This window comes from Formosa sp. Hel1_33_131 (genome assembly GCF_001735745.1).
Lineage (GTDB): Bacteria > Bacteroidota > Bacteroidia > Flavobacteriales > Flavobacteriaceae > Hel1-33-131.
Window position 1 is genome coordinate 570,945 of record NZ_CP017260.1, and the last position, 18,162, is coordinate 589,106.

General features: G+C 39.7%; 5 protein-coding genes. All 5 read right to left on the reverse strand.

What is annotated here, in order from left to right; translation table 11 throughout:
* Positions 1–122: 122 nt before the first annotated feature.
* A complete protein-coding gene (locus FORMB_RS02465) occupies positions 123–989 on the reverse strand; it encodes a hydroxymethylglutaryl-CoA lyase (RefSeq protein ID WP_069675943.1) in 867 nt (288 codons plus the stop codon).
* Between the two features lie 149 nt (positions 990–1,138).
* Complete coding sequence (locus FORMB_RS02470) at positions 1,139–1,843, reverse strand: glycosyltransferase family 2 protein (protein ID WP_069675944.1); 705 nt, start codon at positions 1,841–1,843, stop codon at positions 1,139–1,141.
* Positions 1,844–1,959: 116 nt separating this feature from the next.
* Positions 1,960–2,928 (reverse strand): PorP/SprF family type IX secretion system membrane protein, encoded by a 969-nt coding sequence (locus tag FORMB_RS02475; protein ID WP_069675945.1) that lies wholly within the window; start codon positions 2,926–2,928, stop codon positions 1,960–1,962.
* A 9-nt stretch (positions 2,929–2,937) separates the two neighbouring features.
* Entirely contained in the window at positions 2,938–17,598 is a 14,661-nt protein-coding gene (locus FORMB_RS02480) for a PKD-like domain-containing protein (protein WP_069675946.1), read from the reverse strand.
* A 218-nt stretch (positions 17,599–17,816) separates the two neighbouring features.
* The gene (locus FORMB_RS02485; protein ID WP_069675947.1) at positions 17,817–18,152 is read right to left on the reverse strand and encodes a DUF6150 family protein; all 336 of its coding nucleotides are present in this window, start codon (positions 18,150–18,152) and stop codon (positions 17,817–17,819) included.
* Between the last annotated feature and the right edge of the window lie 10 nt (positions 18,153–18,162).

The following is an 18,162-nucleotide window of genomic DNA, read 5'->3' on the forward strand; positions in this document are numbered from 1 at the left end:
CTAAAAGAATTAAAAACCTCAAAAAAGCTGTCTAAAAAAAGTAGTAAATCTGTCATTCTGAACCTACCTGACGGTAGTCAGGTTTAGATTGACAAAGCAAACCTTTTTAGACACCTCTATTGTTAATGGTAAACAGAGAAAATTTTTGTGGCTTCGTTATAGGCACTTTCAAAACTAAGGGCATTCAAATTGGTTAGTGCTTTTTGAGCTGTGAAATAAGAGAGTAATTTTTCTGTTGGCATGTTACCTGTCAGATCGTCTTTGGCCATCGGGCAGCCTCCAAACCCTTGAATCGCGCCATCAAATCGTAAACACCCAGCCTTATAAGCAGCATCTACTTTGGAATGCCAATGCAGAGGGTTCGTATGCAAGTGCGCCCCAAATTCGATATGGGGATAGGCGGGAATTAAATTTGAAAATAAATAGGAAATACTCTCAGGATTTGAACTGCCAATGGTATCACTTAAGGACAGTATTTCGACGCCCATTTTATGCAAGCGCTCCGTCCACTTAGAAACGATGTCAACATTCCAAGGATCACCATAGGGGTTTCCAAAAGCCATGGAGATGTACACCACAACGCGTTTATTGTTGGCTTGTGCAATTTCTAAAATCTCTTGGAGGGTTTCAATAGATTGCGCTATTGTTTTATGCGTGTTTCGCATTTGGAAATTTTCAGAGATTGAAAACGGATAGCCTAAAAAATCAATTTCTTTATGGGAGGCGGCAGCTAATGCGCCTCTACTGTTCGCTACAATGGCGAGCAATTTACTTGTGGTTGTACTTAGGTCTAACTGGGACAATACCTCTGCCGTGTCAGCCATTTGAGGGATGGCTTTAGGCGATACAAAACTTCCAAAGTCAATGGTGTCAAAACCTACGCGCAACAACGATTGAAGGTACTGAACTTTTTGGGCGGTGGGTATAAACGCCTTGATGCCTTGCATGGCATCTCGTGGGCATTCAATTATTTTTAGTGGTGGTTGCATCCAATTGATTCAGACTCTAAAATTACTATTATTTTTTGAAACGAGCACGCTAAAATTATGATCACCCATGGGAATGACTAATAGCGATCAGCATGTGACCTTTTAAAAATTATAGATAAAGACACATGAAATAAAGCAATGGATTGAAACTAAGTCCTAATTCTCCTAGACTGTGCTGTTTTATGATCAATGATAATCCGGCTTAAATCCTTCAGTACTTTAAAGGTGCGTTCTAAGCCATATTTAGAAACGCCGTAAATTCGGGGATGGTGAATGATGGGAACTTCTTTGATCCGTGCGCCATTGATGTGCGCATTGAGTGCCATGAACCGATGCAGTTCGCCATGAAGCGGAAGTTCTTTGGCGGTTTTGGAAGTCATGACTTTCAAAGCACAGCCTGAATCTCTAATTTGTAGTTGGGTGGTGAGTCGGATTATAAAATTTGCAATTTTAGAGGGCATTGTTTTAAGGAAGGGGTCTTGACGGTTTTGACGAAAACCGATGACCATGTCCCAGCCTTCATTTTGAATAAGTTCTAGCATTTTCGGAATGTCCGAAGGATCGTTTTGAAGATCGCCATCCATGGTGGCAATATACTGTCCACGTGCTTTTTTAATTCCTGCTGCAAGTGCTGAACTCTGGCCTTTATGGTGCTCAAAGGCAATCAGACTGGTATGTGGGTTTGTATCTGATTTTATGATTTCACAAGAGGCATCTGATGAGAAATCGTCTATAAAAATAAGTTCGTAACTGTAAGCTGACAGTTCCTTTTCAATAGAAGCAATCAATAATTTAATAGTGTCTTCTTCATTAAACACAGGAATGACGATAGATAACAACGGAGGTGACTGCATTACTTAATAAGATTTAATATCCAAATGTATCGGTAAACCGAACGACAAGATTACTACATATATTGCAATCCGTAGCCAGAATCAGAAAAAAAGTATTTCATTAAAATTAAGAATGCTTAATAATCAGGACATCCAAAACACTTGTAGTTGTTTAGGAAATCATAGGAAATTGAGAGTTCATAGACACCGCCTGTTTGTCCAATATCCGTCATGTTAAAATCATAAGAGTATCCAAACACAAAACCTTCCCAGTCCATCCCTACAAACGCATTAACAGATGTTAAGAGGTGACTGTTTGGATCTACTTTGTTAGGGTTGGTGGCTGCTAACAACGCAAACGAGAAACGATCCAGTTCATATTTGGCACCTAAATCTAACCGACTGTAAGTTCCTTGTTGCATGGCATTTGCCAATACAAATAGTTTATTCTCATTTCTATAACTCCCCGTAGGAATATAGAGTGATCCATGCAAAGACATAAACATCTCCAAGCTTTCTTGACCGTCAAAACTCATTGAGATGTTCGGTTGATTCAAATGCTTTAGCGTCAACCCTACCCAAGAATTTTCATTATTGAAAAGCACAGAGGCACTAAAATCTATAAATCGAATCGATTCTTGTAAATTAATAGGATCAATAGAATTGGCATTAATTATACCACTAAACACATTGATCTGATCTTCTAATAATAAATTTTGAAAGCCAAAATCTTTAGCTCCATACCCTGCGGAGATACTCGGTCTTACATTCCACTCATCTGAGATCGCAAATTGATAGGCATAGTTTAAATTTACTTGCGTAAAATTATAGCGCGTGGTGGTTTCTTGATGGTTCAATACACTAATTCCAATACCACTACTAACTTCTTCAAACCAGTTATCTACAAAAGCAAATTGGGTATTGATACTAAAATTCAAACCTGCCCATTGCGTACGGTGAATAATCCCCGCTCTAGTGGATTGTTTCCCGCCTGTAAAGCTAGAACTTATTGTTTCGGGAATCATAAAAAACTGCGTGTGTATGGGATCTTGGGCGTAGCCTTTGAAACACACTAAAACGGTTAGTATTACAATATATTTTTTCATCTTAAAATCTTATTTAATTAAGGTTACTGGTCCATTCATCTCTAGCAGTATGCCGTTGAATGTATTTGCAATGACGACCATGATATAGTTTCCATTTTCAACTGGGTTTCCATCGATGGTGCCATCCCATCCTGTAATGGTATCGCCTTCTTCGACATAGAGTTTGGAGCCCCAAGTATCATAGATACTCATTTGGACATTGGTCATACAGCTAAACACTGGACGCATGGTATCATTTATACCATCGTTATTGGGTGTAAATGCGGTTGGCAATACGATTTCATAACCTTTGGTGACTCTGATGGTTTCTGTGTACGTATCAAAACAACCATAGACGTCTTCTACTGTGAGATCGATTGTGTAAATACCTAGTTGATCATATACATGTGTTGGAGCATCTACACCGCTTAATGGTGCAGAACCGTCGCCAAAGTTCCATGTGAAATTAACGATATCTCCTGTAGATGTATTTTGGAAATTTACTGGATCATCAATTGCAAAGATCCCACAGAAATCACTGTTGAGAGAATTCAGAGTAAAGTCTGCAATTCCAAATTCAAAGAATGTAATCGGATCTAAAACAAATGGTATTGGAGGACAGCCATTGGCGATTCCATGTTGATCGTTTACAAAAGCCGTGTATATTCCACCAACAGTGGTTGACATGACTACTTGCGTTGCTGGATCCCATACGCCGCCTGACCATGTGATCTCATAAGGAGGTACGCCCCCACTTACAAAGATAACATTGGTTTGGGTTGCGGTATCCGTCGCACAATCAATTGCTAAGGTATCTGTAAAGAATGCTGTAATTTCTGGTGGTCGTGTAAGAATCACATCTGGAACTGGCACAAATAATGGACAGCCATTGATATCGGTGACATCCAATGGATACGTGCCTTCTGTAAGTCCACTTAAACACCATTGTCCGCCGCCATTATCAACCCATCCAGCGCCTACAGGGAATGGATTTGTTCCACCTGTGATAGTGATACAAATAGACCCATTATCAAACGCCCATGCTGGGACTGTATCACAATTGGGTTGTATGATGACTGTGTCAATTATTTCAATAGGATCTGGCTGGCCAATCGTGATTGCGATCGGGCCAAATTCACAATTTTCTTCATCTAAAACATTGTAAAAATAAGTACCCTCAAATTCATTGAACTGTACTGCAACTCCTGTGGTGGTGATTTGACTGCTCATAAAATTATTGGCAGCATCAAATAGTGAAACGGTTAAAATACCCGTTCCACCTGTAGGTGTAATCACCAGTGAGCCTCTATCTTCAAAACAAAGCGCATCGTTGACAATTTCAGTAGCTAATACTTGCGCTGGCTCTGCAACAACTGTTGCATCTTGTTGCGAACAACCGTTGGAATCAGACACTACAAATACTGCTGGTCCACTTAAGACATCCACAAAGCCTGTGCCGAAATAAGGAGGTACACCTCCTGTGGCAGTGACTTCGTAAGTTGCCAATCCACCAAAACATAGAATAGGATCTACTAAAGTAGCAGTCACTATTAAAGGAGTTGGTTCGGTCAGTGTATATGTTTGAACGATGAGATTCGGACAGTTTGGATCTTCAACGGTCAGTGTATAATCGCCTGCAAGCAAGTTATCAAATAAGATGTTGGCTGGTGCAGTTATCAATACTCCATCAAATAAAACAGCTCCGGCATTGTTTTCAAAACTGTAGTTGTACATGCCTGAACCGCCTGATAAATCAACGGATACAAAACCGCTATTTGCGGTTGCACAATCGATATTAAATCCATTAAAATCTGAAAGTGTTGACGTTAAAGAAACAGGTGTGTTTAGCTGTTCGATTAGAATCGTGTTAGAGACAAACAGACATCCATTGCCATCTAGTACTTTCAACACATAGTTTCCCTCACAAGCATTGAATAACTCGAGTGGATTGGTTGAATTGGTAAGAGGTCCTGCATCAAATATTCCTGAATTTGGAATTGTTTCTGTATAATATTCAATCAATGTATAAGGCAAGGTTCCCCCTGTAATACTCATTTCAATATACCCATCACAAGGTGGGACATCGACATTATTACATGAAATATCAACACGTCTTTCAAGTGTGAAATCGACCGGTGTTGGTGGCTCCACTAGGTATTGAAATATGTAAGTACAGTTTGAACCATCTGTAATTGCTAATTCATAGGTACCAGGACAGAGGTCAACTAAATCTTCCGCTGTTGGATCTGCGATCGGATTGCCTTCCAAAGACGTCCAATTGTACGAGAATGGTAAGATTCCTACTGGACTAATATCGATCGTCGCTTCACAAAGTGCGCTAAAACTACAAGCGATATTGGTGACTACCTCATTAATTTCTGGTGAGGGCGACAGTGTAACCGTCACTGTAAACGGATCTCCGATACACACTGGGGTCGTTAGATCTGCTACTTTATAATATATAGGTGTAATGGTATAAACCAATGTTTGCAAATCCGTAGTTGGATTTTCTAAAACACCTGTCTCAAAAAATGCTTCATCAATTCCATCAGAACCGCCTGTGACTCCTCCCGTAACCGTTGGTAAAGCCCAAGTATATAAGGTCACATCTGGAATAATAGTTGTCGCATCAGGTGTTACTCCATTTTCAGGACTCAATATATAAGAGGTCGCATCACATATCTGTACAAACACATCTGGAACAAAGGGTCTTGGCTCTATGGTAATGACCGCATCAAATGATGGCCCAACACATCCATCTGCTTCAGGAGTGATGGTATAGGTGATTTGCTGAATTGTATTAGAGGTGTTTATCAAGGTTTGCGTGATATCATCAACCGCAGTTATTTGATCACTCCAACCCGTTAAATCTGGATTTGGTACTGACACTACCCAAGTATATTGCGTTCCTATTGGAACAATCATTGCTGGGGTAGGGACTCCATCTTGTGGAGAAATTACAAATGGACTGCCACTACATTGGGTGTCTTGAGTTGCTGTACCTTCAACAATAAATGGGCGTGGCTTCACATCTACAGATACTTGGAATGTTAATCCTGCACATCCAATAGAGAGTGGTGTCACGGTATATTCTATTGTTTGAGTTACTGAGCTTGTATTTGTTAAGGTTTGACTGATGTCTGTTTGTGGAACGGCTTCATCGCTTTCCCCATCTACATCTGGATTGTCAAGCACTGTCCATGTATAAGTAGTTCCTATTGGCACTACAGTATTCGCGTTTGGAATGCCTGTGGTTGGCGATACAACAAACGTATCTTCACTACAAATCGGATCTACAACAACATCTTCAATTGTAGGACTTGGGCTTAAGGTAATTTCTACTTCAAATGGAAGCCCGATACAAGTTCCTGAACTTGGTGTCACTGTATAGGTAATGATTCTTACCTCATCCGATCCGTTAATCAGTGTTTGACTGATTGGAGCCGTTGGCACTGTCACATCGCTAAAGCCTGTTACAAAAGCATTATCCGCCGCTGGAACAACGGTCCATGTATATAATGTATTCGTTGGTACAATTTCAAGAGGTGCCGCATCTACGGGTGTGACTGTAAACGTTTCACCACTACAAATACCATCTTGTTTATCTGAAATTATTGGACGCGGTTCTACGGTCACTGTAAGTTCAAACGTTGGTCCATCACATCCTAAATCAGACACTGGTGTGATTGTGTACACTACATCTTGAGGGATATTGGTCTCGTTAACCAAGGTTTGACTGATATTGGTTTGTGGAAGAATTTCATCCGCTTCCCCAGTAACGTCATCATTTGCAAGGACTGTCCATATATAAGTTGAATTTGCAGGAACAATCGTTGCGATTGTTGGATCGCCGTTCGTTGGATTGATGTCAAAAGTATCTTCACTACAAATCGTATCGACCGTATCGAAAATTTCTGGCGTTGGGTTGACAGTAATCGTAAACTGTTGCGTGTCTCCAGCACATCCATTAAAAAATGGTGTCAGTGTGTAAACCAAATCTTCTGCAAGGTTGGAAGCATTAAAAATTGTTTCTCCCAAAATTGGGTCTGTAAATACTATAGGCCCAGCATTTGTGGTAAAGCCAGTTAGATTTGACCCTGCAGAAGTGACTTCCCATTCGTAGGTCAATGACCCTAATGGTGTGGTTGGCGATGTAATGAATACATCTGCAAAATCACCTCTACTACAAATTATCTGGTTTGGTATGGCATCAATTGTAGTGGTTGGATTCACGGTAATTGTATACGTAAAATCAGCCCCTGGACAAGCCGATGGATCATTGGTGGTTGCTGTTGCTGTAAACACCAAGTCAATAGGCACATTTAATGTATTGTCCAATGTATAGGCTGGAATTTCATCCGTTCCTGCTAAAACATCTACCCCTAATAATCCTAGTGGAACGAACGTTGTCCATTGAATGTCCACATTCGGAGATGCAGATGTAAGCGTTACCGCTACTGAGGTTTCTAAGTCACACAATTCTTGATCCAATTCATCGAATATGATTCCTGGACTTGGATTGATTGTGATATCAAAAGTTAAAGGCAATCCGTCACAGCCGTCTGATAATGGTTGGACTGAATATGTAAGTGTAAATGGGTCTGCCGTTGTATTCGTAAGTGTTAAGGCTGGAAAGAAATCTCCCATACCTGTCACATTTGCAAGATAGCCTGCGATACCAGCAGGTACTAAAGTTGGGTTCAACAGCTCATATTGATAGGTTGTTGCTGTTCCTAGAACACTCGAATTGAAATCGACCTGAGAAAATAAATCACCACTACACGCTGTTTGAACAGGGATTGAAACAGTCACTTCAGGATTTGGTTTGACTGTGACGACAATGTCAAAAGGGACTCCTACACAAACACCGCTCATTGGAATGACGGTATAAGTGATATTCTCAGGAATATTTAATGGGTTCGTATTTGTGAGTGTTTGGCTTATTGAATTTTCACCTACAGTAACATCAGATGCTCCCGTAATATTTGTATTGGCTGAAACAGTCCAAGTATAAGTTGTATTGTCAGGTACAATTTCTGTTGGCTCATCATTTAGTGGCGTGACCGTAAAGGCTTCACCACTACAAATATCCGCTGTCGTATCTAAAATAAAAGGTACTGAATCTACAGTCACCGTCAGAGTGAATTCGTCTCCAACACATCCTAAATCCGATGTTGGTGTGATCGTATAGACCACTAATTGTGGGGTATTTGTTTGGTTTATAAGTGTCTGATCTAAGGAAGCAAGACCTGTATTATCAGCAGACTGTCCTAAAACATCTGGATTCGCTGCAACTGTCCAAGTATAGGTGGTGTTGGCTGGAACACTGTCTGAACCTGCCGATCCATCTCCGGTAGCACTGTAGCTAAACGGAATTTCTGAACAGACAGTCAGCGTTGTATCAGCAATCGTTGGTGTTGGATCAACGGTTACTGTAATGATAAATGCATCTCCAATACAGTCCCCAATAGCTGTAGAAATTGGCGTCACTGTATAAAAAACTTGTTGGGTTGTATTTGTTGTATTTTGTAGTGTTTGTGATATTGAAGTTGCTGGAACCAAATTATTTGAAGCACCAGTAATAAAAGTGGATCCGAAAACCGTCCAAGTATATTCTGTGGTGGTTGGCACAATATCGGTTGCGTTTATACCGCCACCATTTGTTGGGGATTCATTAAAATTCGCTTCAGAACAAATGATTACTTGTACATCATCAATTACAGGTATTTCGCCTACATTCACCAATGCACATTCTGAAGGTATTGGATCACATCCGCCATCGGCAAAAGTCAACACTACAAAATAATTGATTGAACCTACTGCTGTACTTAGCGGAGTAAAAGTGTTTGCGGTGGCTCCGAGTATTGGATTGCTTAAATCGGTGTTATCACAAGTCAAGCTTGAATACCACTGGTAGGTTGGAACACCAACTCCATTTATATGGTCTACTTCTAAATCTGTTGTTGCTCCATCTAAACAAACGGTTTGCGTGGCTAAAGGATCTACGCTTATGGTTGGACCTTCATTCACCTGAACTTCTGAAATTGCACTTATCGTTTCACATCCTGATGCGTCTGTGGTTACAACACAGTAATAAAACACGGTCCCTACTGGGGTGGATTCTGGTGTGAAAACTGGATTGATATCTCCTGCTATTAAGGTGCCTCCTGTATTGGTATTGGTGGTATTTGAAAACCATTGGTAACTATAAGTACCGGTTCCTCCTGTTGCAATCACTTCTAAATCTGTGGAGGCAGTGCCTTCACATAGTTCTTGGAAAGCTAAAGGGGCTGTTAAGGTTGGATCTTCTACAACTTCAACTGTCACAACTAAACTTTCTGCCTGATCACATCCACTGCCATCAAAATTAGCGACGGCTACAAAATGATATTGTCCAGCTGCTATGAAAACACCTGGATTAAAAGTTGTAGAATCTGTGGAGTTTGGATGGATGCTTATTAAGGTTCCTAAAGCATCTGAAACATACCAGTCAAAGGATACTGTTCCGGTTCCACCACTAGTGCTCACTTCTATATCTGAAATACTTCCACCTATACAAATATCTGTTGGGATAGCGGAATCAATAGTGACAACTGGATCTGGTACAACGGTAACTAGTGCACATTCTGAGGGTATTGGATCACATCCGCCATCGGCAAAAGTCAACACTACAAAATAATTGATTGAACCTACTGCTGTACTTAGCGGAGTAAAAGTGTTTGCGGTGGCTCCGAGTATTGGATTGCTTAAATCGGTGTTATCACAAGTCAAGCTTGAATACCACTGGTAGGTTGGAACACCAACTCCATTTATATGGTCTACTTCTAAATCTGTTGTTGCTCCATCTAAACAAACGGTTTGCGTGGCTAAAGGATCTACGCTTATGGTTGGACCTTCATTCACCTGAACTTCTGAAATTGCACTTATCGTTTCACATCCTGATGCGTCTGTGGTTACGACGCAGTAATAAAACACGGTCCCTGCTGGGGTGGTTTCTGGTGTGAAAACTGGATTGATAGCTAATGCTATTAAGGTGCCGCCTGTATTTGTATTGGTCGTATTTGAAAACCATTGGTAACTATAAGTACCGGTTCCTCCTGTTGCAATCACTTCTAAATCTGTGGATGCAGTGCCTTCACATAATTCTTGAAAAACTAAAGGTGCTGTTAACGTTGGGTCTTCTACAACTTCTACTGTCACAACTAAACTTTGTGCCTGATCACATCCACTGCCATCAAAATTAGCGACGGCTACAAAATGATATTGTCCTGCTGTTGTAAAAACGCCTGGATTAAAAGTTGCTGAATCTGTGGAGTTTGGATGGATGCTTGTTAAGGTTCCTAAAGTATCTGAAATATACCAGTCAAAGGATACTGTTCCGGTTCCACCGGTGGTGCTCACTTCTATATCAGAAATGGTTCCATCAATACAGATTGATGTTGGTAGAGCAGAGTCTATAATGACCTCTGGATCTGGTACAACGGTGACTAGTGCACATTCTGAAGGTATTGGATCACATCCGCCATCGGCAAAAGTCAACACTGCAAAATAATTGATTGAACCTACTGCTGTACTTAACGGAGTAAAAGTGTTTGCGGTGGCTCCGAGTATTGGATTGCTTAAATCGGTGTTATCACAAGTCAAGCTTGAATACCACTGGTAGGTTGGAACACCAACTCCATTTATATGGTCTACTTCTAAATCTGTTGTTGCTCCATCTAAACAAACGGTTTGCGTGGCTAAAGGATCTACGCTTATGGTTGGACCTTCATTCACCTGAACTTCTGAAATTGCACTTATCGTTTCACATCCTGATGCGTCTGTGGTTACGACGCAGTAATAAAACACGGTCCCTGCTGGGGTGGTTTCTGGTGTGAAAACTGGATTGATAGCTAATGCTATTAAGGTGCCGCCTGTATTTGTATTGGTCGTATTTGAAAACCATTGGTAACTATAAGTACCGGTTCCTCCTGTTGCAATCACTTCTAAATCTGTGGAGGCAGTGCCTTCACATAATTCTTGGAAAGCTAAAGGTGCTGTTAACGTTGGGTCTTCTACAACTTCTACTGTCACAACTAAACTTTCTTTCGAATTACAACCATTGCCATCAAAATTAGCGACGGCTACAAAATGATATTGTCCTGCTGTTGTAAAAACGCCTGGATTAAAAGTTGCTGAATCTGTGGAGTTTGGATGGATGCTTGTTAAGGTTCCTGAAATATCTGAAATATACCACTCGAAGGATCTTGTCCCTGCACCACCCGCTGTGCTCACTTCTATATCTGGAATACTTCCACCTATACAGATCGCTGTTGGTGCAACAGAAATAATATTAACTAGCGGATCTGGAAAAACCGTGATTGTATGAACTGTAGGGGTTCCAGGACAAACAGCTCCTCCTGTTGTGGAGGCTATAACTTCAATCTCAATAGCGATGGGAGTTACTCCAAAATTAGTGACCGTAAATGATGGGATCGCATTCGTATTCCCAGTAATTGGATCTGTTCCATCTAAAGCAGCGGCGCCACTTACAACATTCCATTGGTACGTTGTTGAAGGATCGGTAAGTGAACTCGCAGTGAAAGGCAGCGTTATTGCATCCGAACATACGTCTTGAGTGTCTAAAGTTAAGGTGACTGTTGGAGATGGATTGATGGTAATATCAAAGAGTTTTGAAAAACCTACACAGCCATTAAAACTTGGTGTAAATTCGTAAGTCAGTGTGTAAGCAGCAGTTCCAGAATTTAAAATAGTGGTTCCTACTAAAGCCTGCGTTATATCTGTTGGGTAACCCGTTACTGTGGTTGGGATCATTCCAACATCTAATAATACCCACTCATAAACGGTACCAATAACATCTGCATCAAGGATTGGTGTTGTAAAAGCAGTGCCGCCACAAATCGTTTGGGGGGCAATTGGAATCATTATTGGTAAAGGATCTACAGTGAGCGTATAAGTAAACGGTGTTCCATCACATCCATCAAAATTTGGTGTTACAATGTAATCAATATTGGTCGTTACAATAGCTGTAATATCTACAGTCATTGCAGATAAATTTCCTGTCCCAACAGTTTCCAGTCCGGTTGTGCCAGCAGGTACTGTACTTGCATCCAACACCCAATTGTAAACGACAGCCAATGCCGCATTTGTATTTTCCCAAACAACCTCTGCGGAAATATCTCCGCTACACAATGTTTGTGAAGTTTCTGTATTGGTAATTGCAATTACAGGGTTTATAAAAATGGTATATAAGAAAGGATCTCCTGCACAACCTAAGGAAGTAGGAATGACTTCATAAACCAATTCACCTATAGTATTAGATGAGTTTGATAATAATGTAAATACTGGTAAATCTCCAGTACCTGGATCTGTTAAATGTCCTGAAATACCGGCAGTCGCAGACACAAATGTCCAGTTGTATTCGGTTGGAGTTCCATTCACAATTGAGCTTGTCCATTCCACCGGAGTTGACGGCTCTTGTGAACAAATCGTTTGACTGTTTTCAGTATTTGTAATTTGTGGTGATGGATTAATTGTGATTGTAAACACTTGTTGAACTCCGTCACATTCAACCGTCGGATCTGTCGCATTTGAAAAAATGGGCTCCACAGTCACAGTTGCTATAATAGGATCATTTGTAGTATTTATTGCAATAAATGAAGGAATTGCGCCGGTATCTGCCAAAGGTGCTAAACCAATATTGGTATCAATCGTCCATTCGTAAGTAGTGTTTCCTGTAACTAAAGGAGTTGAAAACGTAATTTCAGGAGTCGTTTCTCCATTACAAAAAACAACATTATTTACTGCATCCATTTCGGCTGCAGGATTCACCGTAATTGTATAAAATACGGGACTTCCTAAACAAGCTCCCGCAGAAGTGGTAACCGCCTCAGCACTAAAAATTAAATCGACTGGAGTGGATCCAGAATTACTAAGGTTAAAGGCAGGAATTACAATCGTCCCCGCAGTTGTTGTGATTCCTGTAATCGCAGGATATAAAGTTGGATCTATAGTCCATGAAATATCCACTGGAGCAGTTTCTGAATCTAAATTCACTTGAACCGAAGTCCCTCCAGAACAAACACTTTGATCTAGAATATCAAAATCAACACTAGGTGCTGGCTCCACGGTGATATCAAAGAATTTTGACGGGCCTACACAACCATTAAAACTTGGTGTAAATTCGTAAGTCAGTGTGTAAGCATCATCTCCTGAATTAAAAATAGTAGTTCCTACTAAAGCTTGCGTTGGATCTGTTGGATAGCCTGTTATTGTGGCTGGGATCATTGCAACATTTAATAATATCCAATTATAATCGGTCCCTGCAACATCCGCTCCAAGAACTGGTGTTGTAAAAGCAGTCCCTCCACAAATCGTTTGAGAGTCAATTGGATCCATTATTGGTCGCGGATCTACATCCACACTTATTGTGAATGGTAGCCCTTCGCAATTACCTTGATCTCCCGAAGTTGGTGTCACTGTGTACACCACTGTTTGAGTTACAATTGATGTGTTTGTTAAAGTCTGACTTATAGAGGTTTGAGCTGTAGCTTCGTCAGAATAGCCAGTCACCAACCCATTTGCATCGACCACAGTCCATGTATAAGTTGTATTTACTGGAACAATATCGCTAAGAGATGAACCTCCATCATTGGTTGGGATTACAGTAAAAGCTGTACCTGAGCAAATCGCTCCAAAGTTAACGGGTTGTATGACAGGTTCAGGATTTACTTGTACTGTCACTGTAAAAACTTCACCAACACAAAAACCATCAGCGCCAGAAGTTGGAGTGACCGTATAAATGACAGTCTGAACTATATTTGTTAGATTGATAAGTGCATGACTTATATCCGTTTGAGGGTCTGTTTCATCTAAGTCGCCAACAACGTTTGGATTATCAACTACCGTCCAAGTATAGGTTGTATCTGCTGGTATGATCGTTGTGGGTGGATTATTTAAAGGAGTGACCGTAAAAATTTCAGATGAGCAAATCTCAGCCGTTTGATTTGGAATCACTGGCGCAGGATTTACCGTAAAAGTTACAATAAAAGGATCTCCGACACAAGCACCTACATCTCCTGAAGTTGGTGTCACTGTATAGACCAACGTTTGAGGGACATCTGAAATATTTATTAGGGTTTGACTTATAGATGTTTGCCCTATAGTTTGGTCAGAATCACCTGTTACCAAACCATTCGCATCCACTACCGTCCATGTATAGGTGGTACCTGCAGGAACAATATCGCTATTCGTATCGCCTTGACCGTCTATTGGAAATACAACAAAATTAAAGTTTGAGCAGAACGGTGCGTGAGTAAAGGGATCCATAAATGGTTTTGGATTGACACTCACTGTGAGCGTGAAATCTTCACCAACACAAAAACCATCAGCACCAGAAGTTGGCGTGACAATATAATCAACTGTTTGAACCGTGTTCGTTGTATTGGTAAGTGTTTGGCTTATAGAAGTTTGAGGAGTTGTTTCATCTAACTCCCCTTCAACGTTTGGATTATCAACTACCGTCCATATATAAGTTGTATCTGTTGGTACGATCGTTGTGGGTGGATTATTTGTAGGATTGACCGTAAAAGTTTCATCTGAGCAAATCTCATCCGTTTGATTTGGAATCACTGGAGCAGGATTCACCGTAAAAGTTACAATAAAAGGATCTCCGACACAAGCACCTACATCTCCTGAAGTTGGTGTCACTGTATAGACCAACGTTTGAGGGACATCTGAAATATTTATTAAGTTTTGACTTATAGACGTTTGACCTATTGTTACATCAGAATCGCCAGTTACCAAACCATTTACATCAACTACCGTCCATGTATAGGTGGTACCTACTGGAACAATATCGCTATTCGTATTGCCTTGACCGTCTATTGGTAATACAATAAAAGTAAAGTTTGAACAGAACGGTGCGTGAGTAAAGGGATCCATAAATGGTTTTGGATTGACACTCACTGTGAGCGTAAAATCAGCACCAACACAAAAACCATCAGCACCAGAAGTTGGCGTGACAATATAATCAACTGTTTGAACCGTATTCGTTATATTGGTAAGTGTTTGGCTTATAGAAGTTTGAGGAGTTGTTTCATCTAACTCCCCATCAACGTTTGGATTATCAACTACCGTCCAAGTATAGGTAGTATCTACTGGTACAATCGTTGTGGGTGGGTTATTTACAGGATCAACTGTAAAAGTTTCCTCTGAGCAAATCTCATCCGTTTGATTTGGAATCAGTGGTTCTGGATTCACGGTAAACATAAAATTGACCGTCCCCCCTTGACAATTGTTTACGACAGGAGCCACTGAATATACGAGGTCTTGTGGAACGTTCGTTGAATTTATTAAAGTCATGACTGGAATCGTACCTCCAGAATTTAAAGTCGCATCATATCCAGAAATATTTGTATTTACATTGACAAATATTATATAGTCTGTAGCCGGATCCATATCAGACGTAAACTGAACGAGTTGGGTTGTATCCCCAGTACAGATGTCTTGTTGCGTATCGGTATTTGTGATAATGGGCGTTTGCTCATATAGAAACGTTAAAGTATCCGAATTTGAATTCGCACAATTGCCATCAACTTCTACCGTAATCGTGTAGGTGTTATAACTTAAAAACTTAATGATTGGAAATTCACTACTAGCATCGGTTCCCCCCCAAAATGTATAATCTGCTGCAGTCACTCCGGGTCCCGTAATGGTCCATGTGAACGTTGTAGGCTCAAAAGGTGCTTCGCTATATACTGGACTTATTGGTGTATTATTTAAAAAATCTAAGATAAAACCATCAGCAGTTTGACCCGCTAAACCCTGACATGCGGCAAAAAATGGCGTTGGAAAATTAACCGTTGGATCTCCTATGATTTCTATTAAAACGGGTTCAGAATCATCATCTCCACAGGTGTTAGACGTATTTAACACAACCGAGTAAGTACCTGGTTGAGTGAAATTAATTGATGGATCTACGTAATTTATGGGATCACCCATTAAATTTGGATCCACAATAAAATCAAAACCTGTTAAGGTAGCAGGTGCTTCTACAGGGGTCACTGTCCAAGTATAAACAGGATTACCACATGCTTCAGAAAAATTTTCGGTGTTTGAAGTGTTTGTGAAATCTATAATTTGTGGTGCACACAAAAGACTTGTTGGATTATAAGTGAAATTTGAAAGTGGTTGCGGCTCCACAATAACCGTTTTTACAACAATATCGGATTGGACACAACCCGCTGGATTGTTTATTTTTAATTGTATTTCCCAACAACCAGGATTGTCTAAAGTTACTTCTCCGGGGATGTTTAGGTTTCCATCAACGTCTATCCAACCCAGATCGTCGGTAACGGTATCCCAGGCAGAAGCTCCAGGGAATAATACATCCCAATAATAACTATACTCTGTTAAACATTCAGCGCCATAGCCAAATGCACCCACAAGAGAAATATCATTAGCAGACAAAACTGTTCCTGCACAAATTACAGGTTCTGTTTCAAAATCCACACTTGGTTGTAAACTTACATTGACCCATTTAGTAGTACCGTTACCATTTTGAGAGTATTCATTACACAAAAAATTATCAGATAGAAGTTCATCATCATAAATCCCTTTGTTTAAAAGTTTTAAATCTAATTTGTAATAAAACCCATCCTCATCAACATTCTCATCTTTAAAGTCGCTTGAGCAGGTTGCTAACTCATATACGTGATTTAATGTATTACATATTTGAAGTCTGGAATGTGTATAATACTCCGTGGTCTCAGGTATATCTTGATCAGTATCTCCATAAAAGATAGAATATAAAGATCCAGGGTAATTGGTTGCCATTACTGAAGAAGTCACTTCAAAACCAACTAATTCACCAACACAAACGGCTTCGGCGCTTGTATTTGCAATTCCTGTATTTCCAGTATTATAATTAAATACAAATCCTGAAGTGTGGTGGTATTCAGAACTGGCTCCTTGGATGGTTCTGTCAATCTCAATTAAATAATAGTCAACTGGAAGGTCTCCTGGAATAGAAAATTGTCCCAAACCAGATAATGGAATTGATTGCCAAGAACCTGCAACTAAAATTCTAACGTCTTTACTAGAAGCTGAACCTCCAATTGCCCTAACTTGAATAGCGTCTGGACTCGATGGCGTTAAGCTATTCTGACCTCTATTTTTATATCCAAAAAAGTAATTATTTGCTTCTAAGTCTATACATTTTGTGAAATCTGTAATATCTGTAGCTGAATTATTTATAAATTGTATGGTACCAACAGTCAAATCCGAAGAGGAGTCAGAAACTATTTCAAAAGAATCTGTCTCAACATCCGTTGCTGGGTTTGTAGAGCGAATTCTTAATTTATAAGCAGAACTTTCAGGAACAGTTAACGGTAGCACTCCATTGAGCACAGGTATAAAAAACTCATCCTTGATTGAAAGTACTGTTGATGTCGTGAAATCTCCAGATGGATCAGACAATTCTAAGATAAATTGATTGTCTAACTCGTAAATACCCTGAGGATCAAAAAACACGGCTACATGACCCCCTTGAATATATGGACCTGCAGTAAAATGTTCTAACACAATTACAGAACTCGTTGGGCAATTAACAAGCTGAGATTGTGCATTCGATTTTGTAAAAACCGCTATAAAAATAATAAATAAAATAGATTTTATATTATTCAAGTTCATATCTGTAATTATTTTGTTTAACTTTTAAATTAAATTGGTAAACAAATATAAGTATTTAATACTCACTATTTATAGAATTATAAAGAACAATTTTATTCGCAAGTCTGAATCGATTTTCTGACGTACTTAAAATAAAATACTTAAAAATAACTGTAAATATTTTTGTTTAATAAATTGAATTAATAAATTAAACATGAATCAAAAAAACATCCCTAACATCAATACAACAACTGCTTTTTAGAGTTATTTAGCCAACCGGATTGGTTCTGATAGTCCACAAAGAAAATTTTTAGATCGGCCTGATTGGAATAACTCACAAAAAAAATAGATGTATCCGCCTGATTTGAATACTCCGTGAAAAACCAAAGTCCTTTATTCCCTTTTGCTTGATTGCTGTAATCTACCTTAAAAACCTTTAAATCAGCTTGATTGGCATAGTCCACCACAAAGACTTTTACATCCGCTTGGTTTTGGTATTTTACCGAAAATAATTTTTGAGCAGATGCAAACTGTGCCACAACAATGAAAGAAACTATGAGAAAGAATTGCTTCATAAATCTGTGT